The sequence below is a fragment of the Nocardia miyunensis NBRC 108239 genome, from assembly GCF_001613065.1.
Classification (GTDB): Bacteria; Actinomycetota; Actinomycetes; order Mycobacteriales; family Mycobacteriaceae; genus Nocardia; species Nocardia miyunensis.
In genome coordinates, this window is the sequence record NZ_BDBQ01000109.1 from 1 (window position 1) to 26,904 (window position 26,904).

A 26,904-nucleotide genomic window follows, 5' to 3' on the forward strand; every position below is an offset into this window, starting at 1 on the left:
TCGGTCCAGAATCGACCCGGGCCGCGGCCTCAGGTCGGCGTTATCGGGGGTGGGCGGAACTCAGGCGACCTGGGGTCAGTGTCATCCGACGTAGACAGAACTGATGACCTGGGGTCAGCGTTATCTGCGGTAGACAGAACTGAGATGACCTGGGGTCAGCGTTATCTGCGGTAGGCGAAACTGAGATGACCTGGGGTAAGCGCGATCCGGTCGAGGCGGAACTATGTGACGAGTGTGGCGGCGGCGCGGGCGATGGCGAGTTCCTCGTTGGTGGGGACGACGAGTACCGGGATCTGCGCGTCGGGAGGTGAAATGTATCGGGCCGCACGGTCTTTCGCGGTATTGCGGTCCGGGTCGACGGCGATGCCGAAGCGGGTCAGGCCGGCGAGGGCGTCGGCGCGGACCTGGGGGCTGTTCTCGCCGACCCCGGCGGTGAAGGTGATGGCGTCGACCTCGCCCAGTTCCACCAGATACGCGCCGATGTAGCGACGCAGGCGGTGGATGTAGACCTCGTAGGCCAGGCTCGCGGCGTGGTCACCGGTGTCGATCAGGCGTTGCAGCTCGCGGAAGTCGTTCACCCCGGACAGTCCCTTGAGACCCGAATTCCGGTTCAGCAGTTGATCTATCGCGTCGATGTCGAAATCGGCGGTGCGCATGAGATGCGCGATGATGCCGGGATCGATATCACCCGAACGGGTGCCCATCACCAGGCCCTCCAGCGGAGTGAGTCCCATACTGGTGTCCACCGCGCGACCGCCCCGGATCGCCGAGGCCGACGCGCCGTTACCCAGATGCAGCACGATCTGATTCACCGCCGACGCGTCCCGCCCGAGCAGTTCGGCCACCCGTCCCGAGACGTATTCGTGCGACGTTCCATGGAATCCGTAACGCCGGATCCCGTGCGTGACCGCGACTTTCGCATCTATCGCGTACGTCTTCGCGGCGTCGGGCAGGCCGTGGAAGAACGCGGTGTCGAATACCGCGACCTGCGGGACGCCGGGCAGCAGCTGCCGCGCGGATTCGATGCCGATCACATTGGCCGGATTGTGCAGCGGCGCAAGGGCGGACAGCTCGTCGATCGATGCCACCACCGCGTCGTCGATGAGCGTCGGCCGGTAGAACACCTCCCCGCCGTGCACCACCCGATGCCCGACCGCGTACAGCCCCTCACCGGTCAGGTCGTGCCCGCTGCGCGCGAACAGGTCGAACACCACCCGAAACCCGGCCGCGTGGTCGGGTATCGGCCCGTCGTGTTCGAGGGTGCGCCCGTCGCTCTCGTGCTCGACGGTCGTCGCGCCGGGCTCCACCGGCTCACCGATCCGCGAGACCATGCCCGAGGCCGCAACCGCGCCCGAAACCGGGTCCAGCAGTTGATATTTGATCGATGACGACCCGGAATTGATCACCAGGACCCGCATCATGCCTCCTGTTCGTCGCGCACGCCGCTCACTTCTGCCCGGTCTGCGCCTGGATGGCGGTGATCGCCACGGTATTGACGATATCGGCGACCAGCGCGCCCCGGGACAGGTCGTTCACGGGTTTGCGCAGCCCCTGCAACACCGGGCCGACCGCCACCGCGCCCGCACTGCGCTGCACCGCCTTGTAGGTGTTGTTGCCGGTGTTGAGGTCAGGGAAGACGAAAACCGTCGCGCGCCCGGCTACTTCCGAATTCGGCAGCTTGGTGCTGGCGACCGTCGGCTCGATCGCGGCGTCGTACTGGATCGGCCCCTCCACCAGCAGCTGCGGTGCGCGTTCGTGCACGAGCGTGGTGGCGGTGCGGACCTTGTCCACATCCGCGCCGCTGCCGGACTCCCCGGTCGAATAGGACAGCATCGCGACCCGCGGCGCGATGCCGAACTGCTGGGCGGTGCGAGCCGAGGAGATCGCGATATCGGCGAGCTGTTCCGCGGTCGGATCGGGCACGACCGCGCAGTCGCCATAGGCCAGCACGCGATCGGCCAGGCACATCAGGAACACGCTGGACACCGTCGACACGCCGGGCTCGGTCTTGATGATCTCGAAGGAGGGCCGGATGGTGTGCGCGGTGGTGTGCGCCGCGCCGGACACCATGCCGTCGGCGATGCCCTGGTAGACCATCATCGTGCCGAAATACGAGATGTCGGTGAGGTATTCGCGCGCCCGGTCCTCGGTCATCCCCTTGTGCGCGCGCAGGGCCGCGTATACCTTGGCGAATTCGTCACGCAGACTGGATGTTTCGGGATCCAAGACCTGCGCGTCGGCGATGTCGACACCGAGTTCGGCCGCACGGCCCCGGACCGCGGCCTCGTCGCCGAGGATGGTCAGGTCGGCGATCTTGCGTTGTAGCACCCGGCCCGCCGCGCGCAGGATCCGATCGTCGCTCCCCTCGGGCAGCACGATGCGCCGCCGGTCCGCGCGGGCCCGCTCGATCAGCTGATATTCGAACATCTGCGGCGTCACCACCGAAGGAATGGGAACCTCGATGCGCTGCAACAGTTTTCGAGCATCCACCCGCTGCTCCATGAGCGCCAGGGCGGTATCGACCTTGCGGATACTCGACAGCGACACCCGGCCGCGGGTGCGCGCGGCGACCGCGGTGTCGAAGGTGCCCAGCTGGGTGGTGAGGATCGGCAGTTTCGGTTTCAGGCCCGCGATCAACCGCGCGATCGACGGATGCGGCAGCATGCCGCCGTTCATGATGATTCCGGCCAGTGACGGAAAGCCTTCGGCCTCATGGGCGTTCACCAGACTGAGCAGCGCGTCGGAACGATCGCCCGGGACGATCACCGCATCGCCCTCGGACAGGCGCTCGAGGATGTGTTCCGCGGTCATCCCGCCGACCATGACGTGCAACGCCTCGCGCTGCATCAATTCCGGGTCGCCGGAATAGATTTCGCCGTCGATGGCCTCGCACAGCTCGGCGATGGTCGGCGCGCTCAGCAGCGGCACCTCCGGCAGCGCCCAGGAAGGCACGTCCACCACCTTCAGCGCCGCGGCGACCTCGTCGAGCGCGTCGGGATCGCAGCGGTTGGCGATGATCGCGACCAGTTGGGCGTGTTCGTAACCGAGTTCGCCCGTACACAATTCGGCCAGTTCGGCGACCTGCGCCGGAGTGCGCTCGGACCCGCGCAGCACCAGCACCACGGGCGCGCCGAGGTTGGCGGCGATGCGCGCGTTGTAACGCAGTTCGCTGGGACCGGCCACGTCGGTGTAATCGCTGCCGACGATCACCACCGCATCGCACACCTTGGCGACCTCGTGAAAACGCATGACGATATCGCTGATCGCCGCGTCCGGATCGGCGTGCACCTGCTCGTAGCCGACGCCGATCGCCTGCTCGTAGTCGATATCGGCGGTGCTGTGCTCGAGCAGCAGTTCCAGGATGTAGTCGCGCTGCGTGGTCGAGCGGCTGATCGGCCGGAACACCCCGACCCGCGCGGTGGTCGCGCACAGCATCTGCAGCACCCCGAGCGCCACCGTCGACTTGCCGGTGTCCCCCTCCGGGGAGGCGATGTAGACGGTGGACGGTGCGATGTCGGCCATGGTCGCGAGCTTAACGAGCACGCGTGCCGGATTCGCCTATCGCACGGCAAACTGCTGGAAAATCACATTCCCACACAGTGGACAACTGCCTGTTCACACGATTTCGGGCGCTTCAGGCCTTCGCGGTACGGCCCGTCGGGTGCGTCGGCAGCTCTAGAATCCCGGCATGACAGCACCATTTCCGGATCGTCAGTGGGGTTCGCGGACCGGCCTGCTCGGGCGCACGCTCAGCGCGTTCGCGGCGACCGGCGCTGGCTCCGCGCTGGTCCGCGCGCTCGGCCCGCTGGACCGCAGAATTCTCGAGCGCACCGCGGGCCGGTACACGGCGCTGGGGCCGGTCGGTGCGCCCTGCCTGCTGCTGACCACGACCGGACGCAGGTCCGGGCAGCCGCGCACCACTCCGCTGCTCTACGTCCACGCCGGAGACGTGCTGTATCTGGTCGGCAGTAATTTCGGCGGAGAACATCATCCGGCCTGGACCGCGAATCTGCTCGCCCACCCCGAAGCCGTGATAACGATTGCGGGAGAACGTATTCCGGTACACGCCGAGCTGATCCAGGACACCGAGCAGCGCGCCGAGGTCTACGCGCGATTCGAACAGATCTCCAAGGCGTACACCGAATACCGCAACCGAACCACCCGGGGCCTACGCATCTTCGCCGTCCGCCGGAGTTGAGCCGAAACAACACCGGCACAACACAACTCGAACCCACCCGGCTGCCGCCATTCGGGCGGCAGCCGGAGAAGGGGCTACAGCGCCCGCAACCGCGGGGCGAGGTCGCGTTCGAACAGGTCCAGGAAACGGCGCTGGTCGTGCCCGGGAGCATGGAAGACCAGGTGGTTCAGGCCCGCGTCGATGTACGGCTTGATCAGCTCGACCGTCTCGTCGGGGTCGCTGGCCACGATCCAGCGCTTGGCGATCTGCTCGATGGGCAGGGCGTCGGCGGCGGCCTCCATCTCGATCGGGTCGGTGATGTCGTGCTTCTGCTCGGCGGTCAGCGACAGCGGTGCCCAGAAACGCGTATTCTGCAGCGCCAGTTCGGGATCGGTGTCGTAGGAGATCTTGATCTCGATCATCCGATCGATATCGTCCGCGGTGCGCCCGGCCTTCTCCGCGCCCTCGCGGACCGCGGGCATCAGCTTCTCGGTATACAGGTCCATGCCCTTGCCCGAGGTGCAGATGAAACCGTCACCGGCGCGACCGGCGTAGCGGGCCACCAGCGGGCCGCCCGCGGCGATGTACACCGGGATGCCGCCCTTGGGCACGTCGTAGATCGAGGCGCCCACGGTGTGGTAGTACTCGCCCTCGAAGGTGACCCGGTCACCGGTCCACAGCGCGCGCATCAGGTCGACCGACTCGCGCAGCCGCGCGAAACGCTCCTTGAACTCCGGCCATTCGCCCTTGTACCCGGTCGCGATCTCGTTCAGCGCCTCACCCGAGCCCACGCCGAGCATGATGCGGTCGGGGTACAGGCAGCCCATCGTCGCGAACGCCTGGGCGACCACCGCGGGGTTGTAGCGGAAGGTCGGGGTGAGCACCGAGGTGCCCAGCTGGATCCGGGTGGTGCGTTCACCGACAGCGGTCATCCACGCCAGCGAGAACGGCGCATGCCCGCCCTCGTGCCGCCACGGCTGGAAGTGATCGCTCACCGTCGCGCTGTCGAGCCCGTGCTCCTCGGCCGCGACCGCGAGCTCGACCAGCTCACGGGGGCCGAACTGTTCCGCCGACGCCTTGTATCCGAGCTTGAGATCACTCACTGCGTCCACTCCTGTTCACGTTGCCGACAATCCCGTCGACCCTGTACAGCGCCGAGGGGGTGTGCCGCATTCCACAGCACCCGTCAAGCGGGGCCCTCCTCGACCATAGTCAGCGACGAACGCGTCTGTGTGAACGGTCGCACCTTCACACAACGCCCCCGCCGGAAATCTCAATAGCCCACAATGTGCTGGTGACTGCTCATGACGAACCGATCCTGTCCTACCTGACCGATATGGACGGGGTCCTGGTGCACGAGGACCACCCGATCCCGGGCGCCGACAAGTTCCTGCAGGAACTGCAGGCCAATGGCGTTCCCTTTCTCGTACTCACCAACAATTCGATCCGCACCCCGCGCGATCTGGCGGCCCGGCTGCGACACAGCGGCCTGGATATTCCGGAGGAGGCGATCTGGACCTCCGCGCTGGCCACCGCGACCTTCCTGAGCGAACAGCGCCCCGGCGGCACCGCCTACGTCGTCGGCGAGTCGGGATTGACCACCGCGCTGCACGAGATCGGCTACGTGCTGACCGACAGCGATCCGGATTACGTCGTCCTCGGCGAGACCCGCACCTATTCGTTCGAGGCGATCACCACCGCGATCCGGCTGGTCGAGCGCGGCGCGCGGTTCATCGCGACCAACCCGGACGCCACCGGCCCGTCGCGCGAGGGCCTGCTGCCCGCGACCGGTTCGGTAGCCGCCCTGATCACCCGCGCCACCGGCCGCGACCCGTACTACGTCGGCAAACCGAATCCGCTGATGATGCGTTCGGCGCTGCGCCGCATCGGCGCGCATTCGCAATCCGCGGTGATGATCGGCGACCGGATGGACACCGACGTCATCGCCGGTCTGGAAGCGGGCATGCGCACGATCCTGGTCACCTCCGGAATCTCCACCCGCGAATCGGTCGAGCAATACCCTTACCGCCCAACGGTTGTGGTCGATTCGGTCGCGGATCTGGTTGGGCGCACAGCGAATCCGTTCGAGGCTTGAGCGGGTCGGGCTGAAACACGTTCGAGCCGAGACGTGGCGGGTCCAGATACGTTCAGCACAGCACCTCGTCAACCGTGGTAGCGGTCAGCATCCTGCTGGCCCATACCTTCAGCTGCGCGACATCGGCTTGGCGGACGACCCGTTCGACCGAAGGATCCAGGGAACCGAACCTGGCGGCCAACAGTTCGAGAAGCATCTGAGCACGTCCACGCGCCTCACCACGCGCTTCGAGGATTTCAATGTTCGACACAGCGACCTCCTCGGCTACCGGACCGAGCGGATCTACGAACCGATCGATGGCGTCGAGAGACAGTTTATCGGTGTTCACGATGTAGTTCATGAATGCGTCGAAGACCTCCCGACCGGCGCAGCCAGAATTCGCCGGAAGTCCTGCTCGAGGCGCGGGAGGACGGAGAGGGCGGCGGGGTCATCGGCCACGAGTCTCTCCGCGATGAGCGTCACTCGAACCTTGGGCGTCACAGGGCGATCCATCAGCTCGGACATGCCGATCGCGTTGACATCATCGAGGAAGTACCTCATTCGCGGGAGGTACTCCGCCAACGCGGCATGGGTATCCGGGTCCAGGTCGAACAGTTCGCTGACCTGCAACGGGGCACGCCAGATCAGGCCCTGCGGCCCGACGTGCACGACCAGCGGAACGACCGCAGGAATTTTTCGAGCATTCTCATGCTCGAGCAGGTACTTACGGATGATGGCGACGACGTACTCGAGCATCCGGAACGCCATCATCGGGTGCGGTTCGCTCTGATGCTCTGCCAGCAGGTAGACGAACGCCGGGGGCTATTTAATTGCGAAATCTGTCCCAGACGTGTCAGTTTCAAGTAAGTACAGTTCGAAACAGCACGAGTCATTCACCAGAGATGGATGAATCCATTTGTGCGACAAGTACTTCGACACGATTCGCACCGCACCGCACCGAGATGTTCAGGGGCGCTGCGAAGCCGGGGCCCAGCCCTCTTCGGTCGCCTCGTCCACGCCGCCGCCAGCCTTCACCCGGTATACGATCTCGACCGCACCGGCGTCCAGCGTGCGGGAACTCTCCAATTCGAGCCCGGTCTCGACACTCAGTGCATCGGTCAACCGAAGCCCGCTGCCCAGCAGGAACGGCAGCACCACGAGTTCGAGTTTGTCCAGGGCACCGAGTTCGCGGAAGGTCTCGATCGTGCGCGGGCCGCCGATCAGATGAACGTCACCGCCGCGATTGGCCGCCCGCAACGCCGCCAGCAGCCGGACCGGGTCGCTGTCCACGGTCACGTGGTCGGGCGTCCCGGCCGGACGCTCCGATGCCAGCACGAACACCCGCAGATCCGGCCAGGGCCAGAAGTCGTTGGTCAGCGCGGGTTCGAATGTGGTGCGGCCCATCAGCGCGGCCTCGCAGGTCCGCAGGAATTCGGCGATGCCGTGGCTGCCGTGTCCGTGCGAGGGATCCAGCACCTGCGGCGGCCATCCGTTGGGCGTGCTGACGTAACCGTCGGCGCTCATACACAAGCGAGCCATGATCTGCATGCGACGTACCTTCCCTGCTGTTTCGGTTGCAGGTAGGACGACGCGGTACCGCGAGATTCATCGCCGGGCCGGGAAACGAGTCCCCGGCCCGCGACACTCAGCCCAGCGCCTGATCCAGATCGCCGAGCAAGTCCTCGACGTCCTCGAGGCCGATGGAGATGCGTAGCACGCCATCGGTGATCCCCACGGCCGCACGTCCTTCCGCGCCCATCGCGCGATGCGTGGTGGTGGCCGGATGGGTGATCAGCGTCTTGGCGTCGCCCAGATTGTTGGAGATGTCGACGATGCGCAGCCGGTTCAGCACCTCGAACGCGCGCTTCTTCGCGTCCTCGGGGTTGGCGGCCAGTTCGAAGGTGACGACCGTGCCGCCGCCGCTCATCTGCTGCCGCGCCAGCTCGTGCTGCGGATGTGATTGCAGGAACGGGTATTTCACCCACGACACCGACGGCTGCTGCTCCAGGAACTCGGCGATCTTGTGCGCCGACTGCACCGAGTGACGCACCCGCAGCGGCATGGTCTCCAGCCCCTTGAGCAACGTCCACGCATTGAACGGGCTCAACGCCGGACCGGTGTGCCGCATGAGATTCTTCACCGGGCCGTCGATGTACTCCTTCTCGCCCAGGATCGCACCGCCCAGCACCCGGCCCTGGCCGTCGATGTGCTTGGTGCCCGAGTACACGACCACGTCCGCGCCCAACGGCAGGCTCTGTTGCAGCAGCGGTGTGGCGAAGACGTTGTCCAGCACCACTTTCGCGCCCGTCGCATGGGCCAGCTCCGTCACCCGGCGCACATCCACCAGGGTCTGCATCGGGTTGGAGGGAGTCTCGAAGAAGACGGCCGCGGTCGGCACGGACAGTGCCTGCTCCCACTGGCTCAGATCCTCGCCGTCGACGAAGACGGTCTCCACGCCCCAGCGCGGCAGGATCTCGTTGCACACCACGAAACAGGATCCGAACAGGCTGCGCGCGGCGACCAGCCGATCGCCATTGCCGAGCAGCGCGCCCAGCGCGGTGAACACCGCGGACATCCCGCTCGCGGTCGCGAAACACGCCTCAGCGCCCTCGAGCAGCCGCATCCGCTCCTCGAACATGGCCACGGTCGGATTTCCGTAGCGCGAATACACGAAGTGCTCGATGTCGCCGGTGAACGACGCCTCGGCCGCCTCCGCGCTGGGGAACACGAAACCCGAGGACAGGTACAGCGCCTCGGAGGTCTCCTCGAATCCGGAACGGCGCAGGCCGCCCCGCACACCCAGAGTGGCCGGGCCGACGCCCTCGGGCAGCGGCTTGTCGAATGCTCCGCCGGTGATCACGACTGCCTCCAGGGCAGCCCCTCGGCACGCCAGCCCGCGCCGCCGCGATGTCCGTCGGCGTCCAGCGGGCCCTCGAAACCGGCCAGGACGTTGTAGGAGGGCGCGAATCCGGCGGCGGTCGCGGCCGTTGCCGCACCGATGGACCGCTGACCCGACCGGCACAGGAAGATCACCGGCGCTTCGCTGTCGGTGCGCCCGGACAGCGCCACCTTCAGCTGATCGACGAACTCGCCGTTGCGCGCCCCGGACCCGTCGACCCACTCGACCAGGGCCGTGGGCCGGTCGATCGCGCTCGTGTCGGGCACCCCGACGAAACGCCACTCGGCCTCGGTGCGCACATCCACCAGCACCGCATCCGGATTGTCGCGCAACAGATCCCATGCCTGCTGGACAGTGATGTCACCCGCGTAACTCACTTGCTGAACCTCCTCGAAGAATCCGCACTTGCCATACCTGTTCGGCGTGGCCAGGTCGTCACCCGGAGCACCCCACCGCGGAGGAGGGTTGCCGACCAGCGAGCCGGGGCCTGACGCTGGTACTCATGACCTGAGATCGAGATTGCCTGGCCCGGCCCCCGCCTGTCAATTAGACAGAGCAGACGAACCAGTCGTCGCCCGTTTGGATGAGGTTCCAGGTCGACGTGGTTTCGCGGCCGTTCACCGCACTGGTCACGGTGACCTTGGCGCGTTTGCCATTGGCGGTGGGGTCGGTCATGCGGACGATGTCGATCTTCTTTCCGGCAGCGTCCGGGCCCAGCGGGGAGTGGGCCGGGTCGAATCCACCGCATTCGGTGGCCGCGCGCCGAGCCGCGTCCGTGCCGCTCTGGGCGGCGGCGAAATTCTGGATCGCGGCGGCCAATCGGTCGGAAGTTGTGACATTCTTCTCAGCGGGGTGCAGCATTCCGGCTATCACGACGCCGCCGACCACCAGAACCGCGATCACCGCGGCGGCGATGAACGGCACCGGGGACCGGACCGCGTCCTTCTGCTCGATCGGGGTCGCGGCGGCGGATTCCGGGTCACTCATGATCTCGATCATCCCTGGTGAGGGCTGAGGTTCGCGCGCGCACCCCGAATTGCGGCGAGACACCGGGAACATCGGCCATAGCAGTCACCGATAGAATCACGGCCAGCCCCGGCTGCGGTCGGCGCGAACCGGATCCCCCGAGCGGCAACGATGCAGCATCAATCGGTATCAAGGATCGGCCGGACAACCCGGACCCACGTCAACTTAGCCTAAGCTAAGAACGACGGCTGAGAATACGACGACACAGATTTCGACCAAAGGGTGCGCAGAAGAATGACCGAAACCAGTGCAGAGTCGAAGGGCGAGGTGGGCCCCGCCTCCGAGGCCGACGCACGCCCGCTTCGCATCGCGATCGTCGGCGCGGGACCGGCCGGAATCTACGCCGCCGACGCCCTGATGAAGTCCGACGCCGAGGTGAGCATCGACCTGTACGAGCGCATGCCCGCGCCGTTCGGCCTGATCCGCTACGGCGTCGCGCCGGATCATCCGCGGATCAAGGGCATCGTCACCGCGCTGCACAAGGTCCTGGACAAGCCGCAGGTGCGCCTGCTCGGCAACATCGACTACGGCACCGACATCACCCTGGCCGATCTGCGCAGGTTCTACGACGCGGTGATCTTCTCCACCGGCGCGAACGCCGACCGCGCCCTGGGCGTTCCGGGGATCGAGCTGGACGGTAGCTACGGCGCGGCGGACTTCGTGTCCTGGTACGACGGACACCCGGACGTGCCGCGCAGCTGGCCCCTGGACGCGGAGAAGGTCGCCGTGCTGGGTGTGGGAAATGTCGCACTGGACGTCGCGCGGGTGCTCGCCAAGACCGGTGACGAACTGCTGCCGACGGAGATCCCGCCGAACGTCTACGCGGGCCTGAAGGCCAACAAGGCGCTCGAGGTGCACGTCTTCGGCCGCCGCGGCCCGGCCCAGGCCAAGTTCACCCCGCTCGAGCTGCGCGAACTGGATCATTCGCCGAATATCGAGGTCATCGTGGATCCCGAGGACATCGAGTACGACGAGGGTTCCGAGGCCGCGCGCCGGCATTCCAAGCAGGTCGACATGGTCTGCAACACCATCGAGCAGTGGGCGATCCGCGACGTCGGCGACCGCCCGCACAAGCTGTTCCTGCACTTCTTCGAATCCCCCGCCGAACTCGTCGGCGAGGACGGCAGGGTCAAGGGCCTGCGCACCGAGCGCACCCAGCTCGACGGCACCGGAAATGTCAAGGGCACCGGCGTCTTCCGGGATTGGGACGTGCAGGCGGTGTACCGCGCGGTCGGCTACCTGTCGCAGAACATCCCGCAGCTGCCGTTCGACGATCAGGCCGGAACCGTGCCGAACGAGGCCGGGCGCGTCCTGGCCGACGAGAGCGCGGACGACGGCTCGCGCTACCTGCCCGCCACGTACGTCACCGGCTGGATCAAGCGCGGCCCGGTCGGCCTGATCGGCCACACCAAGGGCGACGCCAACGAAACCATCGCCTGCCTGCTCGACGACGCGGCCGGTTTCTCCCCCGCTCCCGAACCCGGGCTCGACGCGGTCACCGACTTCCTGGAATCCCGGGGCATCCCCTTCACCACCTGGGCCGGTTGGTACCGCCTCGACGCCCACGAACGCGCCCTCGGCGAGCCTCAGGGCCGCGAACGCGTCAAGGTCGTCGAACGCGAGGACATGCTCCGCGCCAGCGAACCCGACAAAAGCTGAGTAATCCGGCCTCCGCTGCGGAGGCCGGATTACTGGCATGCTGATGGCTGTGTTCGACTCCCATGTCCATCTGATCGATCCGCGGTTTCCGCTGATCCAGAACGAAGGCTTCATCCCGCCGCCGTTCACCGTCGCCGACTATCGAAAGCGCATGTCGCGCTTCGACATCGACGGCGGTGCGGTGGTGAGCGGGTCGTTTCAGGGGACCGATCAAGGGTTTCTGCGGGCCGCGCTGGCCGAGCTCGGGGACAGCTGGGTCGGGGTCACCAATCTGCATCCGGAGGTCTCGGACGCCGAGATCGTCTCGTTGAGCAAGGCGGGAGTGCGGGCGCTGCGGTTCAATCTCAAGCGCGCCGCGGGCGATATCGTCGAGCTGACCATGCTGGCGTTGCGCGTGTACGAGGTGGCGCGCTGGCATGTCGAGCTGTACATCGACGGGTCGATGCTGGGTTCGCTCGAGCCGGTGATCAGCAAGCTGCCCGCGCTGTCCATCGACCACATGGGCATGTCCGACGAATGCCTGCCGTATCTGCTCAACCTCGTCGACCGCGGGGCGAAGGTGAAGGCGTCCGGATTCGGCCGGGTGTCCATGGACGTGCGCGCCGCGCTGCGCCGCATCCACACCGTCAACCCCACCGCCCTGATGTTCGGTTCCGATCTGCCCGGCACCCGCGCCGGACGTCCGTTCCGCGACAGTGACGTGGAGGTGATCGGCGAGGTCATCGGTTCCGACGTCCACCTGGTTCTCGAGGACAACGCGCGCGCCTTCTACGGACTCCCGGTCAAGGCGCGTCCGGTGGAGGCCGCCCCGCCGACCAAACCCTTACCGGCGATCCAACCCCCGACCCTCCGCTTGAATCGCTCTGACCTGCAATAGCTTTCGACCGAAGCCGGGCAATGCCCACCACCCCCGTGACGCGCCTGCACCGCAGGATTTATTGTCGGTACGTCAACATCGGCGGCGACGTCGGTGCGAGAAACGACGAACCGAGGTACTCGTGAGCACTTCATCCACCCCCGCGCAGGGCCCACTCGCGGGCATCCGGGTTGTCGAACTGGCCGGCATCGGCCCCGGCCCGCACGCGGCACTGCTGCTGGCCGACCTCGGCGCGGACGTCGTGCGGGTCCAGCGCCCCGGCATGCTGCCCGGATTCATGGAACGCCCGCAGTGGCGCGGCCGGACCATCGTCGAGGCCAACCTCAAGGATCCCGCCGACATCGAGAAGGTACTCGGCCTGATCGACAAGGCCGACGTCCTGCTCGAGGGCTTCCGCCCCGGCGTCACCGAACGCATGGGCCTGGGCCCGGACGTCGCGCTCGAGCGCAATCCGCGCCTGGTCTACGGCCGCATGACCGGCTGGGGCCAGTACGGCCCGATGGCCGATCGTGCCGGACACGACATCAACTACATCTCGCTGACCGGCGTCCTGCACGCCATCGGCCACAAGGGCCAGCGGCCGGTGCCGCCGCTGAACATGGTCGGCGATTTCGGCGGCGGTTCGATGTTCCTGGTGTTCGGCGTGCTCGCCGCGCTGGTGGAACGGCAGAACTCGGGTAAGGGCCAGGTCATCGACGCGGCGATGGTCGACGGCGCGCTCGCCCTGTCGCACATGATCTGGGGGATGAAGGGCGTCGGCCTGTGGACCGACGAGCGCGGCTCCAACCTGCTCGACACCGGTATGGCCTTCTACGACACCTACGAGACCTCCGACGGCCGGTACATGGCGGTCGGCTGCATCGAACCGCAGTTCTACGCCGAATTCCTGAAGGGCCTCGAGATCGATCCCGAAGGCCTGCCGCAGCAGATCGACCCGGCCGGGCAGGACCAGCTGCGCAAGCTGTTCGCCGAGAAGTTCAAGACCCGCACCCGCGACGAGTGGACCGCGGTCTTCACCGGCACCGACGCCTGCTGCACACCCGTGCTGACCATGACCGAGGCCGAGCAGAACGAGCACATCGCCGCGCGCACGGGTCTGGTCGAGATCGACGGCGTCGTCCAGCACGCGCCCGCACCACGCTTCTCCCGTACCCCGGGCGCGGTGCCGACGCCGCCGCCGTCCGAGGGCACCCCGATCGACCGGGTGTGGACGGACTGAACCCGTTCGCGCGCCGCTCGCCGGCGGGGACGCCCGGACCGGACGTCCTCGCCCGAGTTCGGCAGCGAAATCACCGCTGAACTCCCGGCATCCGGATCGGGTCCCGATCCGCTTGCAGCCGTGCGGGGTTCACCTTCCGCGTCCGGAATCATGAGGCATTAAAGTAAGTTCCATGTCCCGGAACTGGCCGATGATCGAGCGCGGCAGCGAATCGGATCTTCTACGCGCCGCCCTCACCGGGACCGAATTCGTCGGGGCGGTGCTCACCGGCGACGCGGGGGTCGGCAAGACCACCCTGGCCAGGCAGGCCGCGACCACGATCAGCGGCAATATCCGCTGGGTCGCCGGAACCGAATCCGCGCGCAGCATTCCGCTCGGCGTCTTCGCGCACATGGTCGGCGTCTACACCGCGCACGATCCGGTGACGTTCATGGCCGCGGCCCGCGAGGCGCTACTCGCCGACGGCCACACCACCATCGGCGTCGACGACGCGCATCTGCTCGATCAGCTCTCCGCGACGCTGCTGTTGCAGCTGGCCATCGACAAGGCCGCCCGCATCGTCTGCACCGTCCGCAGCGGCGTCACCGTGCCCGACGCGGTGACCTCGCTGTGGAAGGACGGGCACCTGCTGCGAATCGACCTGTCCCCCTTCAGCGAACGGCAGAGCGTCGAACTGGTCGAGTCGATGCTCGGCGGGCAGCTCGAGGGTTTCACCGCGAATCTGATGTGGGAGTCCTCCGGCGGAAACGCGCTGTTCCTGCGGCATCTGGTGGAGGGCGCGCTGGAAGCGGGCACGCTGCGTCAGGTCAACGGGGTGTGGCAGTTGCGCGGGCGTGCGGCGGTCACCTCGGAACTCGCCGCGCTGCTGGAGGATCGGGTCGAACAGCTGCCCGAAGACGTACTGCGCGTGCTGGAACTGCTCACCTTCTGCGAGCCGATCGATCTGGACGTGATGGCCGAGCTGACCGGTGACGAGGCAGTGGAATCCGCCGAATCACGCGGCGTCATCCGGATCGTCGAGAACGGCCATCAGCTGCTGGTGCGATACAACCATCCGCTCTTCGGCGAGGTCATCCGGCGGCGTCTGGGCATCGCATCGGCGCGGCGGCTGCGCGGACGACTGTATTCCTCGCTCCGGGAACGGCCGATCAAATCCGCCTCCGATCGCATCCGGCTGGCCGAATTGGCCTTGGACAGTGACCGTTCCGCGGATCTGGAACTGTTCGAGTCCGCGGCCGCGGATGCCATCGGCCTGGCCAATATTCCGCTCGGCGAGCGGTTCGCGCGGGCCGCGGTGGAGCGCAGCGGCGGGCTCGAGGCCGCCGATCTGCTGGCCCGCGCACTGCTGTGGCAGGGGCACCGGATCGAGGCCGAGCGCACGCTGGCGAGCTTCGACCCCGATCAGCTCAACGAGGTGCAGCTGGCCCGCTGGGGTACCACCCGGGTGGCGAATCTGTTGTGGGCCATGGGCGATACCGATCGCGCCGACGAGGTGCTCGCGCTGATCCGGGACAAGGTCACGCACCCGAAGGTGCGATTGACGTTGCAGGGCTTGGCTTCCGCGTGCGCCGTGTACGAAAACCGTTTGCAGGATGCCTTCGTCGACGCCGAGCAGGTGATGTCGAATCCCGATTCGCCGCCGTGGGCGGTGTGGTGGGCCGCATTCGGCGGCGGCCTGGCGCTGGCGCTGATGGGCCGGGCCGAGGCCGCGCGCGCCTACACCGCTCGCGGGCACGAGGTGGAGGCCGAGATCGACGGGCTCAACCGGTTCGTGCCCACCCACGCCGAGGTGCTGGCGCTCACGCTCACCGGCGAGATGGACGCCGCTCGTCGTTGTGCCACGGCGTATTTCGGATATGCCGCACCCGGGCAGTATCTGGCGTGGGGCTTCTCCAAGGGCTTACAGGGCACCGTGGAGGTGGCGCAGGGCCGCTTCCTGGAAGGTATCGAGAATCTCGAGCAGGCCCTGGCCGCGCTCACCTCCGAGGGTGCGTTCGCCTGGATGTTCCCCGCGAGACTCCGTCTGGCCGAGGCTTATTCGGCACTCGGGCGCACCGCCGAAGCCGCCGACACGATCGCCGAGGCCACCGCGACCGGCGGTCGGCACGCCGCGGTCTACGGGGAGCCGCAGCTCGGGATCGTCCGGGCCTGGCACGCCGCGGCCGAGGGCAGCGTCACCGCAGCGGTCCGGCTCGCCCTGGGCGCGGCCGACGCCGCGGCGCGTGCGGGACAGCATGCGGTCGAGGCGATGGCGCTGCATACCGCGGCCCGCTTCGGTGATCACAGCGTCGCCGGTCGCCTGGCCGATCTCGCGGCCCGCATGGATGGCCGCCTGGTACAGATCCAGGCTCGCCACGCCGTCGCGCTCGCGTCCCACGACGGCCACGGATTGGACGCTGCCGCAGCGGAATTCGAGGAGATCGGGGTGCTGCTGTCGGCCGCCGACGCCGCCGCCCAGGCCGCCTCGGCGCACGAGCGTTCCGGCGATCGTCGCCGCCTGCTGGAATCGGCGGCGATGGCCAATCGCCTGGCGGTGACCTGTGGCGGCGTCGCGACACCGGCGCTGCGGCAGTCCGCGCAGCCGTTGCCGCTGACCGCGCGGGAACGCGAGATCGCGAATCTGGTCGCGGCCGGGCTCAGCAATCGCCAGATCGCCGATCGGCTGACGGTGTCGGTGCGGACCGTGGAGGGGCATCTGTACCGGGCTTGCATCAAGCTGGATGTGACCGATCGGGAGGCGCTTGCCGATCTGATGCGCGGTGAGCCACCCGTCGGCAAACAGCGCACTTGATACTTCGCACCATAAACATCACCTAATGGTCGGAATTTCCGGTGAAAAGACCCCATTTCGTGTGCGTCTATTGATATCGATTTGCCATCTGTAGTTATTGGACAGTTATTATCGCCGGACGCGCGGCGCCGCAGGTCGCCGCCCGGATCCACGCCTGATTCCGGGGGATCCGGCTCGATATCCGAATTTCCGAAGGTGGGGTGTTCGACGTGGCTCGTCGTTTCGCGGTGAATTCCGGTGCGCGCCGGCGCGCGCTCGTCCTGGGGGCGATTCCGCTTGCGCTGGCGGTCGGCTGCTCGTCCGGCGGGCAGGTTGGCAACTCGCCGAATGCGGCTCCGGCGTCCGGGCCCGCCGCATCGAGCCGCCCGGCCATCCCCGACCGTTCCGGCACGGCGACTCCTTATCGGGCGGACACCCTCGATGACCTGCGTAATCCGATCGCGAGCAGTTCGCCGCAGCCCGGGGTCGTCAGCCTCGGCGAAACGGACGGGCCGATCGCCGGATCGATCCAGCCGGGCGTCACCGCGACGCCCGTCCCCCTGCCCGCCCGCATCGGGCCCGTGGCCCCGCGCTACGTGGTTCCGCGGAACTTCCGTCCCGTTCCCGGCACCGAGGCAGCCCCGGCGATCGAACTCGGGAATCTGCACGCGCCGACCCCGGTGGCTCCGGTCGCGCCGATCGCCCCGCCGCCGCGCACTCTGCGCCTGGGCGCGTTCAGCACCCCGGTCCCGGACAATGTGCCCGATACCGTGCTGGGCCCCACGAACATCGCCGCCGCCGATACCGAGGCGGCCATCGCGACAGGCCTGAACTCGGTCGGTATCAATGCCGGTCGCTCGGACAAGATCGCCGGTCTGACCATCGCCGGAGCAGCGGGCGGCGCGGTCCTCGGGGCGACCGCCGCGGGCGTGCCCGCCGCAGTCGTCGGCGCGATTCCCGGCGCGGTCATCGGCGCCGGCGTCGGTGCGGTCGCGGGCGGACTCGTCGGGGGCACGGCCGGAGTGGGCAATGTCGCCGGGGCGACCGCCGGGGCGGCGATCGGCGCGGGCGTCGGCGCGGCAGCGGGTGCGGCCGCCGGTGCGGCCGTGGTCGGCATTCCGGCCGCTCTCGTCGGCGGCGTCGCGGGTGGAATCGTCGGCGGCGCAGTCGGATCCGCCTTCGGCGCGGCGGTCTGATCCTGGGCTCGGACAGCCGGAAACAGGGGATGGATCCGGGGCCGATCGCCGATTACGATGCTGTCCGGGCGACTCGACGACGCGTCACCCATCTGGCAGATCATCGTGAAGGTGGTGTCGTGACTCGTCGTCGCAAGGTATCGGTCGGTCTCGCAACCGGATTGGCCGCACTCGCGAGTGCGGCCGTGCTGACGTGCGCCGGGATCGCACTGGCCGACCCGGGGGCGGTACAGCCCGGGGTGAGCGCGATAACCCCCACCCCCCGACCGGCCCCCGAAGCCGATCAACCGGCCCAACTGCATTCGGCCACACCACGAAACCAGGCCCCCGCACCCCGCCGCCGCGCCACGCCCAAACCCTCGCAGACCACCACCCCGCCCGCACCCCGCGAGATCCACGTCGGCGACCTGAACGCCCCCGTCCCGAACGTCGTCCCCGACGCCGTGGTGGACGGCGTCAACCGCACCAACCAGGACCTCCAGAACGCCATCAAACCCACCCCCACCCAACAACCCCAGCCCCACCACTGACCGCCACGGAATGATGCGGGTGCTACCAGTATCGCGACCCTGAACTGCGGTGTCGTAGGCGAAATCGCCTGTAGCCCAGGCACTGCAGTGCCACGAACGACTCGGCAGTGGGCACGAAACACTCTGCGGCGCAAGTGATCAGAACAGCGTGGGTTCGCCGAAGCCCGGGGTGCGTTCGATTTCCAGGAGATGGGCCTTGGTGGTTATGCCGCCGGGGGCCGAGAAGCCGTGTAGGGCGTGGTCGGCGGCCAGGACTCGGTGGCAGGGGATGATGAGCGGGATCTCGTTCTGGCCCAGGGCCTGGCCGACGGCCTGGGCCGCGCCGGGCGCGCCGATTCGCTCGGCGACCTGGCCGTAGGTGAGGGTGTGGCCGGGGTCGATGGCCCTGGTCACGCCGTAGACCGCGCGGTGGAAGTCGGGAAGGCCGGTGTGGTCCAACCGAATCCAGCGCAGATCGTCGAGGTCGCCGTCGAGATGGGCGCGGGCGGCCGCGATGGCCTCGGCCGCCGTGGCGTCCGGCTCGGTTTCCCGGACGCCGCCCCGCAGCATCCGGGTGCGAGTGAGGTCCGCGGTGGCCTCGGGTAACAGGAAGCGCAGGACGCCGACATCGGTCCAGACGAGGGCGCACACACCGATCGCGGTGTCGAAGAGCGCTGCCGAGGGCGAGCGATCCGAGTCGGGCATACGGTCAGTCTGCCCGATGACACCGACAACTTCCGGCATAGCAGTCCAGTTATCAGAACTGGACTGCCCGACGGAACATTCGACGGCGAACGGCGACGGACCGCCCCCGAGCCGCACCGGAACCGCGATACGACTCGGCCGCAACCAGATCCGCATATTGCCGCTGATCGTCCCTGAACGACAGCGACCAGTCGGCCATCGGCGCATGCGGGCGGTAACGCTCCAACAGTCCGACCATGCGCCCGCCACCGCGGAGCGCGAACCGATGAACGATCACCGCGAAGGCCGCGACGACCAGCACAGAGGTGAGAAAGGTGACCATGTAGGCAATGATCCGGCCAGCTGGACTTGAATCAAATATCCAGAGGTCCGATACTGGACTGTATGGCAATTCGTGTGATCAGCGCCGCCACCCTGACCCGTGATCTGGGCCGCTGGCGGCACGACGAGAACGGCGACAAACGCGCGGCCCGCCCGGCGTATCTCGCTCTCGCGGAGAGCATTCGGCTGCTGATCCACGACGGCCGCGCCCCGCTGGGCGTCGCCCTGCCCAGCGAGCGGGATCTCGCCGCCACCCTGAGTGTGAGTCGCACCACGGTCACCTCCGCCTACGCACTGCTGCGCGAACACGGCTATCTGATCAGCCGTCAGGGTTCGCGCAGTACGGTCGCCCTGCCGCCGAGCGTCGCGCACGACGGCGCGAAACCCGCGCGCAGCATTCTGGCGCTGATGTCCCCGAATCAGGTGCCCACCATCGATCTGACCTACGCCGCGATGTCCGCTCCCCCGGAGATGAATGAGGCGTATTCCGCTGCGCTACAAGGTATTCCGATCTATCTCGGCACGCACGGCATGGATCCGGTCGGCGTCCCGCCGCTGCGCGAGGCGCTCGCTCGCCGCTATACCGAGCGCGGGCTGCCCACCGAACCGGATCAGATCCTGGTCACCCTCGGCGCACAGCACGGCCTGCGCCTGCTGCTGAACGTCCTCACCGCGCCCGCCGAGCGCGTCCTGATCGATCACCCGACCTACCCCAATGCCATCGAGGCGATCCGCGACGTCGGCGCGCGCCCGGTCCCGGTCCCGCTGCTCCCCGAACATCCCGAGGCCGGTTGGGATCTCGACGGAATCCGCAGTGCCGCAAGACAAACCGCGGCCAGCGCGGCATATCTGCTGCCCGACTTCAACAATCCGACCGGACTGCTGATGAGCGAGCGCGACCGCGCCGAACTCGCCGCCATCGCCCGCGACACCCGGATGACGGTGATCGTCGACGAATCCATGGTGGATCTACAGCTCGACGGCGAAAATCCGCCCCCGGTGGCCGCATTCGCCCGCGGCTCGGAGATCGTGACGATCGGTTCGGCGTCGAAATCGTTCTGGGGCGGTCTGCGCGTGGGCTGGATCCGCGCCGCGCCATCGCTGATCACCAAACTGCTCGGCATCCGCTCGACGGTCGATCTGGGCACCCCGGTGATGGATCAGCTGGCCACGGTCCATCTGCTCGACCACGCCGAATCCATTCTGGCGCAACGCCGCGACCAACTCCGCAGCCGCCGGACGACCCTGCTGGACGCCCTGGCCCAGGAGCTGCCCGATTGGCGCGCGGTCCCCGCGACCGGCGGCATGTCGCTGTGGGTCCAGTTGCCGACACCGGTCTCCTCCGCCCTCGCCGCGGTCGCCCCCAATCACGGTGTGCTGCTCGCGGCCGGACCGCGCTTCGGCGTGCAGGGGGCGTTCGAGCGCTTCCTGCGAATCCCCTTCACCCGGGACGAATCCGATCTGCGCGTCGCCGTGAAATCCATCGCCGACGCGTACTCGACCCTCACCCCGCACGCCGCGGAACCGCTGGCACCGATCACCTATTACTGACCGCGAGATACGCCGCGCCGCAAGCACACCCACACCGCACCCACGAAACCCGTACTCCGCGAGATCCGCATACCGCCGCGAGCCGCCGACCGCGAGAGACAGTGTCGCGGCACTACCGAGTAATCCGCACTCGGCAAGGCCGCTACCCAGCGTCCGCGGCCGACCGCGAGAGGTGCCGTCCCGCAGGCACTCCCACGACCTCACGAACGAAAAACCGCACCCTGCCCGATATCTCCGGACGAGGTGCGGCTCAACGCGGGGGCCGATCAGGATTCGCCGTTCGACTCCTGCTCGTCGGGCTCGGGCGCGGCATGATCGGGAGTGCCGGGAGTGGGGTCCCGGGACAGGTCTATCAGCGGGTGGCGCTCGGCGCCCTCGGGGGCCGCGTGGCGCCCGTGGCTCTGCTGCTCCTGGCTCATGTGTGCTCTCCCTCCAGTTTTCGGACATCAGCACCTTATCCCGGGCGGTTTCCCATAGGCTGAGCGCCCAATCACCCGGGCGGAGTGACTATCCCAGGATGTCGTGCCGGACGATGGTCTCGTCCCGGCCCGGACCGACGCCGATGCATGAGATGCGCGCACCGGACAGCTCCTCGAGCCGCTCGACGTACGCGCGGGCGTTGGCGGGCAGATCCTCGAAGGTGCGCGCATGCGAGATGTCCTCCCACCAGCCGGGCATCTGCTCGTAGATCGGCTTGGCGTGGTGGAATTCGGTCTGCGTGGTCGGCATCTGTTCCACGCGCTCGCCATCGATCTCGTAGGCGACGCAGATCGGCACCTGATCCAGGCTCGACAGCACATCCAGTTTGGTGAGGAAGTAGTCGGTGATGCCGTTCACCCGGGTCGCGTATCGCGCGATCACCGCGTCGAACCAGCCGGTGCGGCGGGCGCGTCCGGTGGTCACGCCGACCTCGCCGCCGGTCTTGGCCAGATATTCGCCGGACTGGTCGAACAGCTCGGTCGGGAACGGACCCGAGCCGACGCGCGTGGTGTACGCCTTGAGGATGCCCAGCACCGTGGTGATCTTGTTCGGGCCGATGCCCGAACCCACCGCCGCGCCGCCCGCCGTCGGATTCGAGGACGTCACATACGGATACGTGCCGTGATCGACGTCCAGCAGCGTGCCCTGCGAACCTTCCAGCAGGACCGTCTGGCCGCCCTCGAGCGCCTCGTTCAGCAGCAGCCGGGTATCGCTGATCCGGTGCTTGAAGCCCTCGGCCTGGCCGAGCACCTCCTCGACCACCTGCTGCGGATCCAGCGCGCGGCGGTTGTAGATCTTGACCAGCACCTGATTCTTGAATTCCAGTGCGGCTTCGACCTTCTGGGTGAGGATCTTCTCGTCCAGCACATCGGCCACCCGCACGCCCACGCGCGCGACCTTGTCCTGGTAGCACGGCCCGATACCGCGACCGGTGGTGCCGATCTTCTTGTTGCCCAGGAAACGTTCGGTCACCTTATCGATGGCCACGTGGTACGGCATGATCAGATGCGCGTCGGCCGAGAGCAGCAGGCGCGAGGTGTCCACGCCGCGCTCCTCGATTCCGGCCAGCTCGTCCAGCAGCACGCCCGGATCGACCACGACGCCGTTGCCGATCACGTTGGTGACGCCCGGGGTGAGAATTCCCGAGGGGATCAGGTGCAGGGCGAAGTTGTCACCGTTGGGCAGCACGACGGTGTGGCCGGCATTGTTACCGCCTTGATACCGCACGACCCAGTCGACCCGGCCGCCGAGCAGATCGGTAGCTTTGCCCTTACCCTCGTCGCCCCATTGGGCGCCGATCAGGACGATTGCCGGCATGTGGAGTCTCCTACGGTTTCGACGCGCAGCGCTTACGCTGCAGCTACCTGCCGTTTTCGAGGCGGTGGCCGGGAGGACAGTGTAGTGGATGAGGGCCCTTCGGCCGGTAGCCCGTGCGAGCGAGGTGTGAGTGGCGGCACATCCGCACCGGATGGCATCACGCACGTCCCGGCTCGAGACGCGGGACGCCGACTGGCGCACCACATGTGGAGCGGGACTATCGTGGCTCGGGAGGCGGGCTGTTGGGGGTCCGTCCGAGCGCAGCGAGGTCGAGCATGGTGTCGGTTCCGAGGAGGGTGTTCCGCAGTTGAGTACCCACGTTCTCCGCTGCAACGGCGCCCCGGTTCCGATCGCGCTCGCGTCGCTCGCGATGACGCAGACCTCGGCGATTCCCGATTCGACCGCCCTCGACGAACTGCTGCCGGTACTGGCCGCGGACAGTCTGCCCCGGCTGATCGTGCTGGGTGAGGACGCCGGGCTGGCCGCGGTGCTGACCCATCTGATGCGCACCGAGCGGCTGCACGTGGAGATCGGGTACGTGCCGGTGGATCGCACCTACGGTTCGCGCGCCTATCAGACCGGCACCGGATCCGCGGCGGCCGAGCGGGCCCTGGAGGGCAAGCCGCAGGAGACGCCGCTGATCCGGGACGACACCGGCAAGGTGCTGGTCGGCCGCGCCACCGTGACCGGACCGGAGGGATCCCGGCTGCAGGGCGAGGCATATGCCGACGAGGTGCCATTGTTCACGGGAACCGTTGCGGCACTGAATATCTCACCCACGTTGGAGATGCCGGGCGCCCGCGCCGCGGTGGTGCGCAGATTCCGCCGGCCCCGCTGGGTCGCCGGACGCGCGATCCAGCTGGGCACCCCGGGCGCGGTGGTGACCCGCGACGGAATCGCCGACGATCGGACCGTGCCGCGGGCGAGTTTCTACCGGCACAGCGAGCCCTGGCTGCTGGTCCGATGAGTCGTCCGTTCAACACCCGGCGCGCGGCCGGGGCGGTCCGCCCGAGCCCGATCTTCCTGCTGATCGTGCTGCTCACCGCGGTCGGCGGGGTGGTGGCCTGGGAGGCGGAGCTGACATCCTGGCAGGCCAAGCTCGGCGTGTTCGTCTTCGTGGTGGCGGGCTGGATCGTGAGTATGTGCCTGCACGAGTTCGGGCATGCCTATTCGGCGTGGCGAGCTGGCGATCGCGAGGTGGAGCTGCGCGGATATCTCACGCTCAACCCGCTCAAATACGCGCATCCGATGCTGTCGATCGGACTGCCGATGCTGTTCATCGCGCTGGGCGGATTCGCGCTGCCGGGCGGTGCGGTCTACGTGCACGCGCACAATTTCTCGCCGCGGGTGCAGCGGACGATCAGCGCGGCCGGGCCCGCGGTGAACCTGGCGTGCGCGGTGGCGCTGCTGGCGGTCGTGCGCGTGGCCGGATCCGAGCGGGACCATCCCGCCTTCTGGTTCGGGCTAAGCTTCCTGGCGTTTCTGCAGGTCACGGCCACCGTTCTGAATCTGCTGCCGATTCCGGGCACCGATGGGTACGGAATTCTGGAGCCGTCGCTGAGTTATCGGACGCGTCGGTCGATGGATCAGTTCAAGCCGTACGGGCTGCTGTTACTGCTGGCGATCCTGTGGGTGCCCGCGCTCAATCGGGTTTTCTTCACCGCGGTGAACTATCTGTTCGAACTCTCGGGCGTGTCCTCGGACTGGTCCGCGTACGGGAGTTACCTGACCCGGTTCTGGAATTCGTTCTGATCCGGGCATGAGCCCCCCGAGTGGGATGGGCCGCCCGATCCAGTCAATCGGGCGGCCCGTCTTCGTACGGGCGTGAGCGCAGTCCACCCCCCTCGACCGGCGGCACCGCCGAATGGTCCTTCGCGACGTCCTCCCCGGGTCGCACCTACTGACGTGCGGACCCCGTCGCTCCGGCCGCGGGACGCGCACCATCCGTACGAAGTTCCAACCGCGCCAACCCCTCGCCGACGCGGTTCGACAATGAAGTTATCGGCGATGGGAACACGCTTCACGAGTAGTGCACTACCCGAACCACGATCGACTTCGCGCGCAGAGTGCGTCGGCGAACCCGCAGTCGCCCTTGGGATTACGCACAGCTCGAATTGGTCCGGACCGGACGGCATCCGATCGGCAATCGACGCGGATGGGCGTTGCGGCGCGCGGAGTTCAGTCCTGCGGTTCGACGTAGGGACGTTCGACGGTCGGCGGGAGCAGCGCCATGGCCGACAGGCGCTGCACACCGCAGACCTGCATGAGATCGACCACGATCGAACGGAGTTGGGCGAACACCACATGCGCGGACAGGCCCGCGCCGTCCACCAGATCCACGGTCGCGCCCTTGGCGACGCGACGCAGGACGCGGGTGGCCTCGGCGGCGTCGGGCTGCTGGCCCGGATCGGCCAGGGCGTACTGCCGCACCACCTCGACGGCCTTGCCGAGTTCCTCGACCTCCTCGACGATTCGGGGATCGAGGATCTCGTCGTCGCGGACCAGGGTCAACGCGCGGCGCAGCAGGACGCGGATATTGCGCACGGCGTTGTCGAGCGGATCCACCGCCGCCCGAATCACATCCAGGCGCGCGCGGGCGTTCCAGTACAGCGGGGAGATCCGGCTGACCTCGCGACCGCCCTCGACCGCACTGCGCAGTCCGTCGATCTGCGATTGCGTACCGCGCGCGGATTGCAGTGCGAGACGGATCTTTTCGGGGTCCTGCTCGTGCAGTCCGTCCGCGCAGTCGGTGAGCGCGCGGCCCATCACCGCGAGAATGTCGGCGGCCTGCTGGCGCGCGCGACGCACCGGATGCAGCGGGAAGATGGCCACGACCGCGACCCCGACCAGCCCGCCGACGAGCGAATCCACCACGCGCAGTGATGCTCCCCCGCTGTGCGGCGGATACAGCGTCGCCACCAGCACCGCGGAACTCGCGGCCTGCATGGGGATGACCGCACCGCGATCGAGGAATATCGCCGCGCCCATCGCCACCGCGACGACCAGCGCGATCTGCCACGGCCCGGTGCCGACCCAGGAGATGAACAGATCACCGATCCCGATGCCGACACTGACCCCCGCGACCAGTTCCACCGAACGCCGGATCCGCGCGCCGAACGCCACCCCGATCGAGATGACCGCCGCCATCGGCGCGAAATAGGGCGCGGAGTGACCGACGATGTGACGCGCGACGAACCATGCCACCGCCGCACCCACCGCGCACTGCAGAATCGGCAGCGCGGATTTGCGCAGCCGTTGCCAACCGGTGCGTAGCCTGTCGGCGCTGTTCTCACGAACGGCACTGACGGTGAACGAATTCTCGAAAGCCATGGGGTGCCGAGAATAAACCCTGCCCGCGGACGGGGAGAATCAGTCGAGACCGAGTTCGGCGGCGGCGCGGGGGTCGCAGTCCTCGAGCAGGTCCAGGCAGCGGGCGTACTCGTCGGTCTCGCCGATGGTCCGGGCGGCGCGGGCCAGGGCGCCGACGCTGCGCAGGAATCCGCGGTTGGGCTCGTGGCTCCAGGGCACCGGGCCGAAACCCTTCCAGCCGTTGCGGCGCAACAGGTCCAGACCGCGGTGGTAGCCGGTGCGGGCGAAGGCGTAGGCGGCGATGACATCGGCGTCGACCGTGTCCGGGCCGGTGGCCTCGGACCTGGTGAGCGCGGCCTCGGCCAGATGTGCCCAGGCGATGGAGGCCGTCGGGTGCGCGGCGGCGACCTGAACCGGATCCTGTTTCTCGAGCAGTGCCGACTCCGCCTCCACATTCTCGGGGAGAAGTACCGGCTGCGGTCCGAGCAGATCACCGAAGGATGTCATGGCACATCATCCTATGGCAGCCGCAATATGCACCGCTGTCCGAAATGCTCGTTAGGCTTGCTTGGACCGAAACCGATCCGCCGAACGAAGGGTAGCGTGTGTCCGACCCGACAGACGAAAAGAAGCCGCAGCCGGAATCCCCCGGTGCCGAGCAACGTCCGTCGCCCGGTGCGCCCGGATCCGGCCCCGCCGCCCGCAACCAGTTCATCGCCCGCGACCGGCTCCCCCGCCGCGAACCGGCCGACCCCGCCCGCCGCGAGAGCGGGCCGGAGTCACGCGCCACACCCGGCGGGCCGGAGTCACGCACC

Annotated in this window: 26 protein-coding genes, 1 pseudogene and 1 riboswitch; of the genes and pseudogenes, 12 read left to right on the forward strand and 15 right to left on the reverse strand. The window is 67.8% G+C overall.

Annotation, left to right across the window (positions count from 1 at the left end; genetic code table 11):
- Window positions 1–221 precede the first annotated feature (221 nt).
- Together NM2_RS40340 and pta are read right to left on the reverse strand one after the other, a co-directional pair.
- A complete protein-coding gene (locus tag NM2_RS40340) occupies window positions 222–1,418 on the reverse strand; it encodes an acetate kinase (protein ID WP_067681178.1) in 1,197 nt (398 codons plus the stop codon).
- A 28-nt stretch (window positions 1,419–1,446) separates the two neighbouring features.
- Window positions 1,447–3,522: a phosphate acetyltransferase gene (gene pta / locus NM2_RS40345; RefSeq protein WP_067681117.1), complete on the reverse strand. Its 2,076-nt coding sequence runs from the start codon at window positions 3,520–3,522 to the stop codon at window positions 1,447–1,449.
- A gap of 166 nt (window positions 3,523–3,688) precedes the next feature.
- Between pta and NM2_RS40350 the strand changes: the two genes are divergently transcribed.
- Window positions 3,689–4,198 (forward strand): nitroreductase/quinone reductase family protein, encoded by a 510-nt coding sequence (locus NM2_RS40350; protein ID WP_067681120.1) that lies wholly within the window; start codon window positions 3,689–3,691, stop codon window positions 4,196–4,198.
- Window positions 4,199–4,272: 74 nt separating this feature from the next.
- On the opposite strand, the gene fgd is transcribed toward NM2_RS40350, so the two are convergent.
- Window positions 4,273–5,280 carry a glucose-6-phosphate dehydrogenase (coenzyme-F420) gene (fgd, locus tag NM2_RS40355; RefSeq protein WP_067681181.1) on the reverse strand — a complete coding sequence of 336 codons (1,008 nt, stop codon included), beginning with the start codon at window positions 5,278–5,280 and terminating at the stop codon, window positions 4,273–4,275.
- Window positions 5,281–5,513: 233 nt separating this feature from the next.
- On the opposite strand from fgd, the gene NM2_RS40360 reads away from it, so the two are divergent.
- A complete protein-coding gene (locus NM2_RS40360; RefSeq protein ID WP_439956973.1) occupies window positions 5,514–6,272 on the forward strand; it encodes an HAD-IIA family hydrolase in 759 nt (252 codons plus the stop codon).
- 52 nt (window positions 6,273–6,324) lie between these two features.
- On the opposite strand, the gene NM2_RS40365 is transcribed toward NM2_RS40360, so the two are convergent.
- From NM2_RS40365 to NM2_RS40390, 6 genes are all read right to left on the reverse strand, one after another.
- The gene (locus NM2_RS40365; protein ID WP_067681123.1) at window positions 6,325–6,612 is read right to left on the reverse strand and encodes a hypothetical protein; all 288 of its coding nucleotides are present in this window, start codon (window positions 6,610–6,612) and stop codon (window positions 6,325–6,327) included.
- Window positions 6,609–7,055, reverse strand: coding sequence for an Rpn family recombination-promoting nuclease/putative transposase (locus NM2_RS40370; protein ID WP_281182823.1), 447 nt, complete (start codon window positions 7,053–7,055; stop codon window positions 6,609–6,611). The genes NM2_RS40365 and NM2_RS40370 overlap by 4 nt, the downstream gene beginning before the upstream one ends.
- Window positions 7,056–7,217: 162 nt before the next feature.
- Window positions 7,218–7,799: a dihydrofolate reductase family protein gene (locus tag NM2_RS40375; RefSeq protein WP_067681129.1), complete on the reverse strand. Its 582-nt coding sequence runs from the start codon at window positions 7,797–7,799 to the stop codon at window positions 7,218–7,220.
- A gap of 97 nt (window positions 7,800–7,896) precedes the next feature.
- Window positions 7,897–9,111 carry an O-succinylhomoserine sulfhydrylase gene (locus NM2_RS40380; RefSeq protein WP_067681132.1) on the reverse strand — a complete coding sequence of 405 codons (1,215 nt, stop codon included), beginning with the start codon at window positions 9,109–9,111 and terminating at the stop codon, window positions 7,897–7,899.
- On the reverse strand, window positions 9,108–9,527 hold the full coding sequence (locus NM2_RS40385) for a rhodanese-like domain-containing protein (RefSeq protein ID WP_067681136.1): 420 nt from the start codon (window positions 9,525–9,527) through the stop codon (window positions 9,108–9,110). Before NM2_RS40385 ends, NM2_RS40380 begins: the two co-directional genes overlap by 4 nt.
- 19 nt (window positions 9,528–9,546) lie before the next feature.
- Window positions 9,547–9,658: riboswitch (SAM riboswitch) on the reverse strand.
- Between the two features lie 38 nt (window positions 9,659–9,696).
- On the reverse strand, window positions 9,697–10,137 hold the full coding sequence (locus NM2_RS40390) for an Rv0361 family membrane protein (protein ID WP_157121704.1): 441 nt from the start codon (window positions 10,135–10,137) through the stop codon (window positions 9,697–9,699).
- A gap of 273 nt (window positions 10,138–10,410) precedes the next feature.
- Between NM2_RS40390 and NM2_RS40395 the strand changes: the two genes are divergently transcribed.
- The 6 genes from NM2_RS40395 to NM2_RS40420 all read left to right on the forward strand — a co-directional run bounded on the left by NM2_RS40395 (window position 10,411) and on the right by NM2_RS40420 (window position 18,427).
- The gene (locus tag NM2_RS40395) at window positions 10,411–11,835 is read left to right on the forward strand and encodes an FAD-dependent oxidoreductase (protein ID WP_067681142.1); all 1,425 of its coding nucleotides are present in this window, start codon (window positions 10,411–10,413) and stop codon (window positions 11,833–11,835) included.
- Between the two features lie 49 nt (window positions 11,836–11,884).
- On the forward strand, window positions 11,885–12,712 hold the full coding sequence (locus NM2_RS40400; RefSeq protein WP_067681186.1) for an amidohydrolase family protein: 828 nt from the start codon (window positions 11,885–11,887) through the stop codon (window positions 12,710–12,712).
- Window positions 12,713–12,833: 121 nt separating this feature from the next.
- Window positions 12,834–13,931 (forward strand): CaiB/BaiF CoA transferase family protein, encoded by a 1,098-nt coding sequence (locus NM2_RS40405; RefSeq protein ID WP_067681145.1) that lies wholly within the window; start codon window positions 12,834–12,836, stop codon window positions 13,929–13,931.
- Window positions 13,932–14,103: 172 nt separating this feature from the next.
- The gene (locus tag NM2_RS40410; protein WP_067681148.1) at window positions 14,104–16,722 is read left to right on the forward strand and encodes a helix-turn-helix transcriptional regulator; all 2,619 of its coding nucleotides are present in this window, start codon (window positions 14,104–14,106) and stop codon (window positions 16,720–16,722) included.
- 209 nt (window positions 16,723–16,931) lie between these two features.
- Window positions 16,932–17,897, forward strand: a complete 966-nt coding sequence (locus NM2_RS40415; protein ID WP_245718469.1) for a hypothetical protein — start codon at window positions 16,932–16,934, stop codon at window positions 17,895–17,897.
- A gap of 119 nt (window positions 17,898–18,016) precedes the next feature.
- Complete coding sequence (locus NM2_RS40420) at window positions 18,017–18,427, forward strand: hypothetical protein (protein ID WP_157121706.1); 411 nt, start codon at window positions 18,017–18,019, stop codon at window positions 18,425–18,427.
- Between the two features lie 138 nt (window positions 18,428–18,565).
- Here the strand turns inward: NM2_RS40420 and NM2_RS40425 are convergent, their stop codons facing one another.
- Window positions 18,566–19,111, reverse strand: coding sequence for a methylated-DNA--[protein]-cysteine S-methyltransferase (locus NM2_RS40425; protein ID WP_067681189.1), 546 nt, complete (start codon window positions 19,109–19,111; stop codon window positions 18,566–18,568).
- Between the two features lie 52 nt (window positions 19,112–19,163).
- On the reverse strand, window positions 19,164–19,433 hold the full coding sequence (locus NM2_RS40430; RefSeq protein ID WP_067681157.1) for a hypothetical protein: 270 nt from the start codon (window positions 19,431–19,433) through the stop codon (window positions 19,164–19,166).
- Window positions 19,434–19,495: 62 nt separating this feature from the next.
- On the opposite strand from NM2_RS40430, the gene yczR reads away from it, so the two are divergent.
- Entirely contained in the window at window positions 19,496–20,983 is a 1,488-nt protein-coding gene (gene yczR / locus NM2_RS40435; RefSeq protein WP_067681160.1) for a MocR-like transcription factor YczR, read from the forward strand.
- A gap of 266 nt (window positions 20,984–21,249) precedes the next feature.
- On the opposite strand, the gene NM2_RS50475 is transcribed toward yczR, so the two are convergent.
- Both NM2_RS50475 and NM2_RS40440 read right to left on the reverse strand, forming a co-directional pair.
- Window positions 21,250–21,402 (reverse strand): hypothetical protein, encoded by a 153-nt coding sequence (locus NM2_RS50475; RefSeq protein WP_169816330.1) that lies wholly within the window; start codon window positions 21,400–21,402, stop codon window positions 21,250–21,252.
- Between the two features lie 88 nt (window positions 21,403–21,490).
- Window positions 21,491–22,780, reverse strand: coding sequence for an adenylosuccinate synthase (locus NM2_RS40440; protein ID WP_067681164.1), 1,290 nt, complete (start codon window positions 22,778–22,780; stop codon window positions 21,491–21,493).
- 307 nt (window positions 22,781–23,087) lie between these two features.
- On the opposite strand from NM2_RS40440, the gene NM2_RS40445 reads away from it, so the two are divergent.
- Entirely contained in the window at window positions 23,088–23,747 is a 660-nt protein-coding gene (locus NM2_RS40445) for a hypothetical protein (RefSeq protein WP_067681167.1), read from the forward strand.
- On the forward strand, window positions 23,744–24,532 hold the full coding sequence (locus NM2_RS40450) for a site-2 protease family protein (RefSeq protein WP_067681169.1): 789 nt from the start codon (window positions 23,744–23,746) through the stop codon (window positions 24,530–24,532). Before NM2_RS40445 ends, NM2_RS40450 begins: the two co-directional genes overlap by 4 nt.
- 426 nt (window positions 24,533–24,958) lie before the next feature.
- Here the strand turns inward: NM2_RS40450 and NM2_RS40455 are convergent, their stop codons facing one another.
- Window positions 24,959–26,110, reverse strand: a complete 1,152-nt coding sequence (locus NM2_RS40455) for an FUSC family protein (RefSeq protein ID WP_067681172.1) — start codon at window positions 26,108–26,110, stop codon at window positions 24,959–24,961.
- Window positions 26,111–26,149: 39 nt separating this feature from the next.
- A complete protein-coding gene (locus NM2_RS40460; RefSeq protein WP_067681175.1) occupies window positions 26,150–26,596 on the reverse strand; it encodes a DUF3151 domain-containing protein in 447 nt (148 codons plus the stop codon).
- Window positions 26,597–26,694: 98 nt separating this feature from the next.
- On the opposite strand from NM2_RS40460, the pseudogene NM2_RS49795 reads away from it, so the two are divergent.
- Window positions 26,695–26,904, forward strand: a pseudogene (locus NM2_RS49795) (hypothetical protein); the annotation flags it as partial.

Excerpts from the sequence above, each read along its gene's own strand:
- NM2_RS40340 (WP_067681178.1), bottom strand. The coding sequence starts at position 1,418 with ATGCGGGTCCTGGTGATCAATTCCGGGTCGTCATCGATCAAATATCAA.
- pta (WP_067681117.1), bottom strand. The coding sequence starts at position 3,522 with ATGGCCGACATCGCACCGTCCACCGTCTACATCGCCTCCCCGGAGGGG.
- NM2_RS40350 (WP_067681120.1), top strand. The coding sequence starts at position 3,689 with ATGACAGCACCATTTCCGGATCGTCAGTGGGGTTCGCGGACCGGCCTG.
- NM2_RS40360 (WP_439956973.1), top strand. The coding sequence starts at position 5,514 with ATGGACGGGGTCCTGGTGCACGAGGACCACCCGATCCCGGGCGCCGAC.
- NM2_RS40365 (WP_067681123.1), bottom strand. The coding sequence starts at position 6,612 with ATGAACTACATCGTGAACACCGATAAACTGTCTCTCGACGCCATCGAT.
- NM2_RS40375 (WP_067681129.1), bottom strand. The coding sequence starts at position 7,799 with ATGCAGATCATGGCTCGCTTGTGTATGAGCGCCGACGGTTACGTCAGC.
- NM2_RS40390 (WP_157121704.1), bottom strand. The coding sequence starts at position 10,137 with ATGAGTGACCCGGAATCCGCCGCCGCGACCCCGATCGAGCAGAAGGAC.
- NM2_RS40395 (WP_067681142.1), top strand. The coding sequence starts at position 10,411 with ATGACCGAAACCAGTGCAGAGTCGAAGGGCGAGGTGGGCCCCGCCTCC.
- NM2_RS40410 (WP_067681148.1), top strand. The coding sequence starts at position 14,104 with ATGTCCCGGAACTGGCCGATGATCGAGCGCGGCAGCGAATCGGATCTT.
- NM2_RS40425 (WP_067681189.1), bottom strand. The coding sequence starts at position 19,111 with ATGCCCGACTCGGATCGCTCGCCCTCGGCAGCGCTCTTCGACACCGCG.
- NM2_RS40430 (WP_067681157.1), bottom strand. The coding sequence starts at position 19,433 with ATGGTCACCTTTCTCACCTCTGTGCTGGTCGTCGCGGCCTTCGCGGTG.
- yczR (WP_067681160.1), top strand. The coding sequence starts at position 19,496 with ATGGCAATTCGTGTGATCAGCGCCGCCACCCTGACCCGTGATCTGGGC.
- NM2_RS50475 (WP_169816330.1), bottom strand. The coding sequence starts at position 21,402 with ATGAGCCAGGAGCAGCAGAGCCACGGGCGCCACGCGGCCCCCGAGGGC.
- NM2_RS40440 (WP_067681164.1), bottom strand. The coding sequence starts at position 22,780 with ATGCCGGCAATCGTCCTGATCGGCGCCCAATGGGGCGACGAGGGTAAG.
- NM2_RS40450 (WP_067681169.1), top strand. The coding sequence starts at position 23,744 with ATGAGTCGTCCGTTCAACACCCGGCGCGCGGCCGGGGCGGTCCGCCCG.
- NM2_RS40455 (WP_067681172.1), bottom strand. The coding sequence starts at position 26,110 with ATGGCTTTCGAGAATTCGTTCACCGTCAGTGCCGTTCGTGAGAACAGC.
- NM2_RS40460 (WP_067681175.1), bottom strand. The coding sequence starts at position 26,596 with ATGACATCCTTCGGTGATCTGCTCGGACCGCAGCCGGTACTTCTCCCC.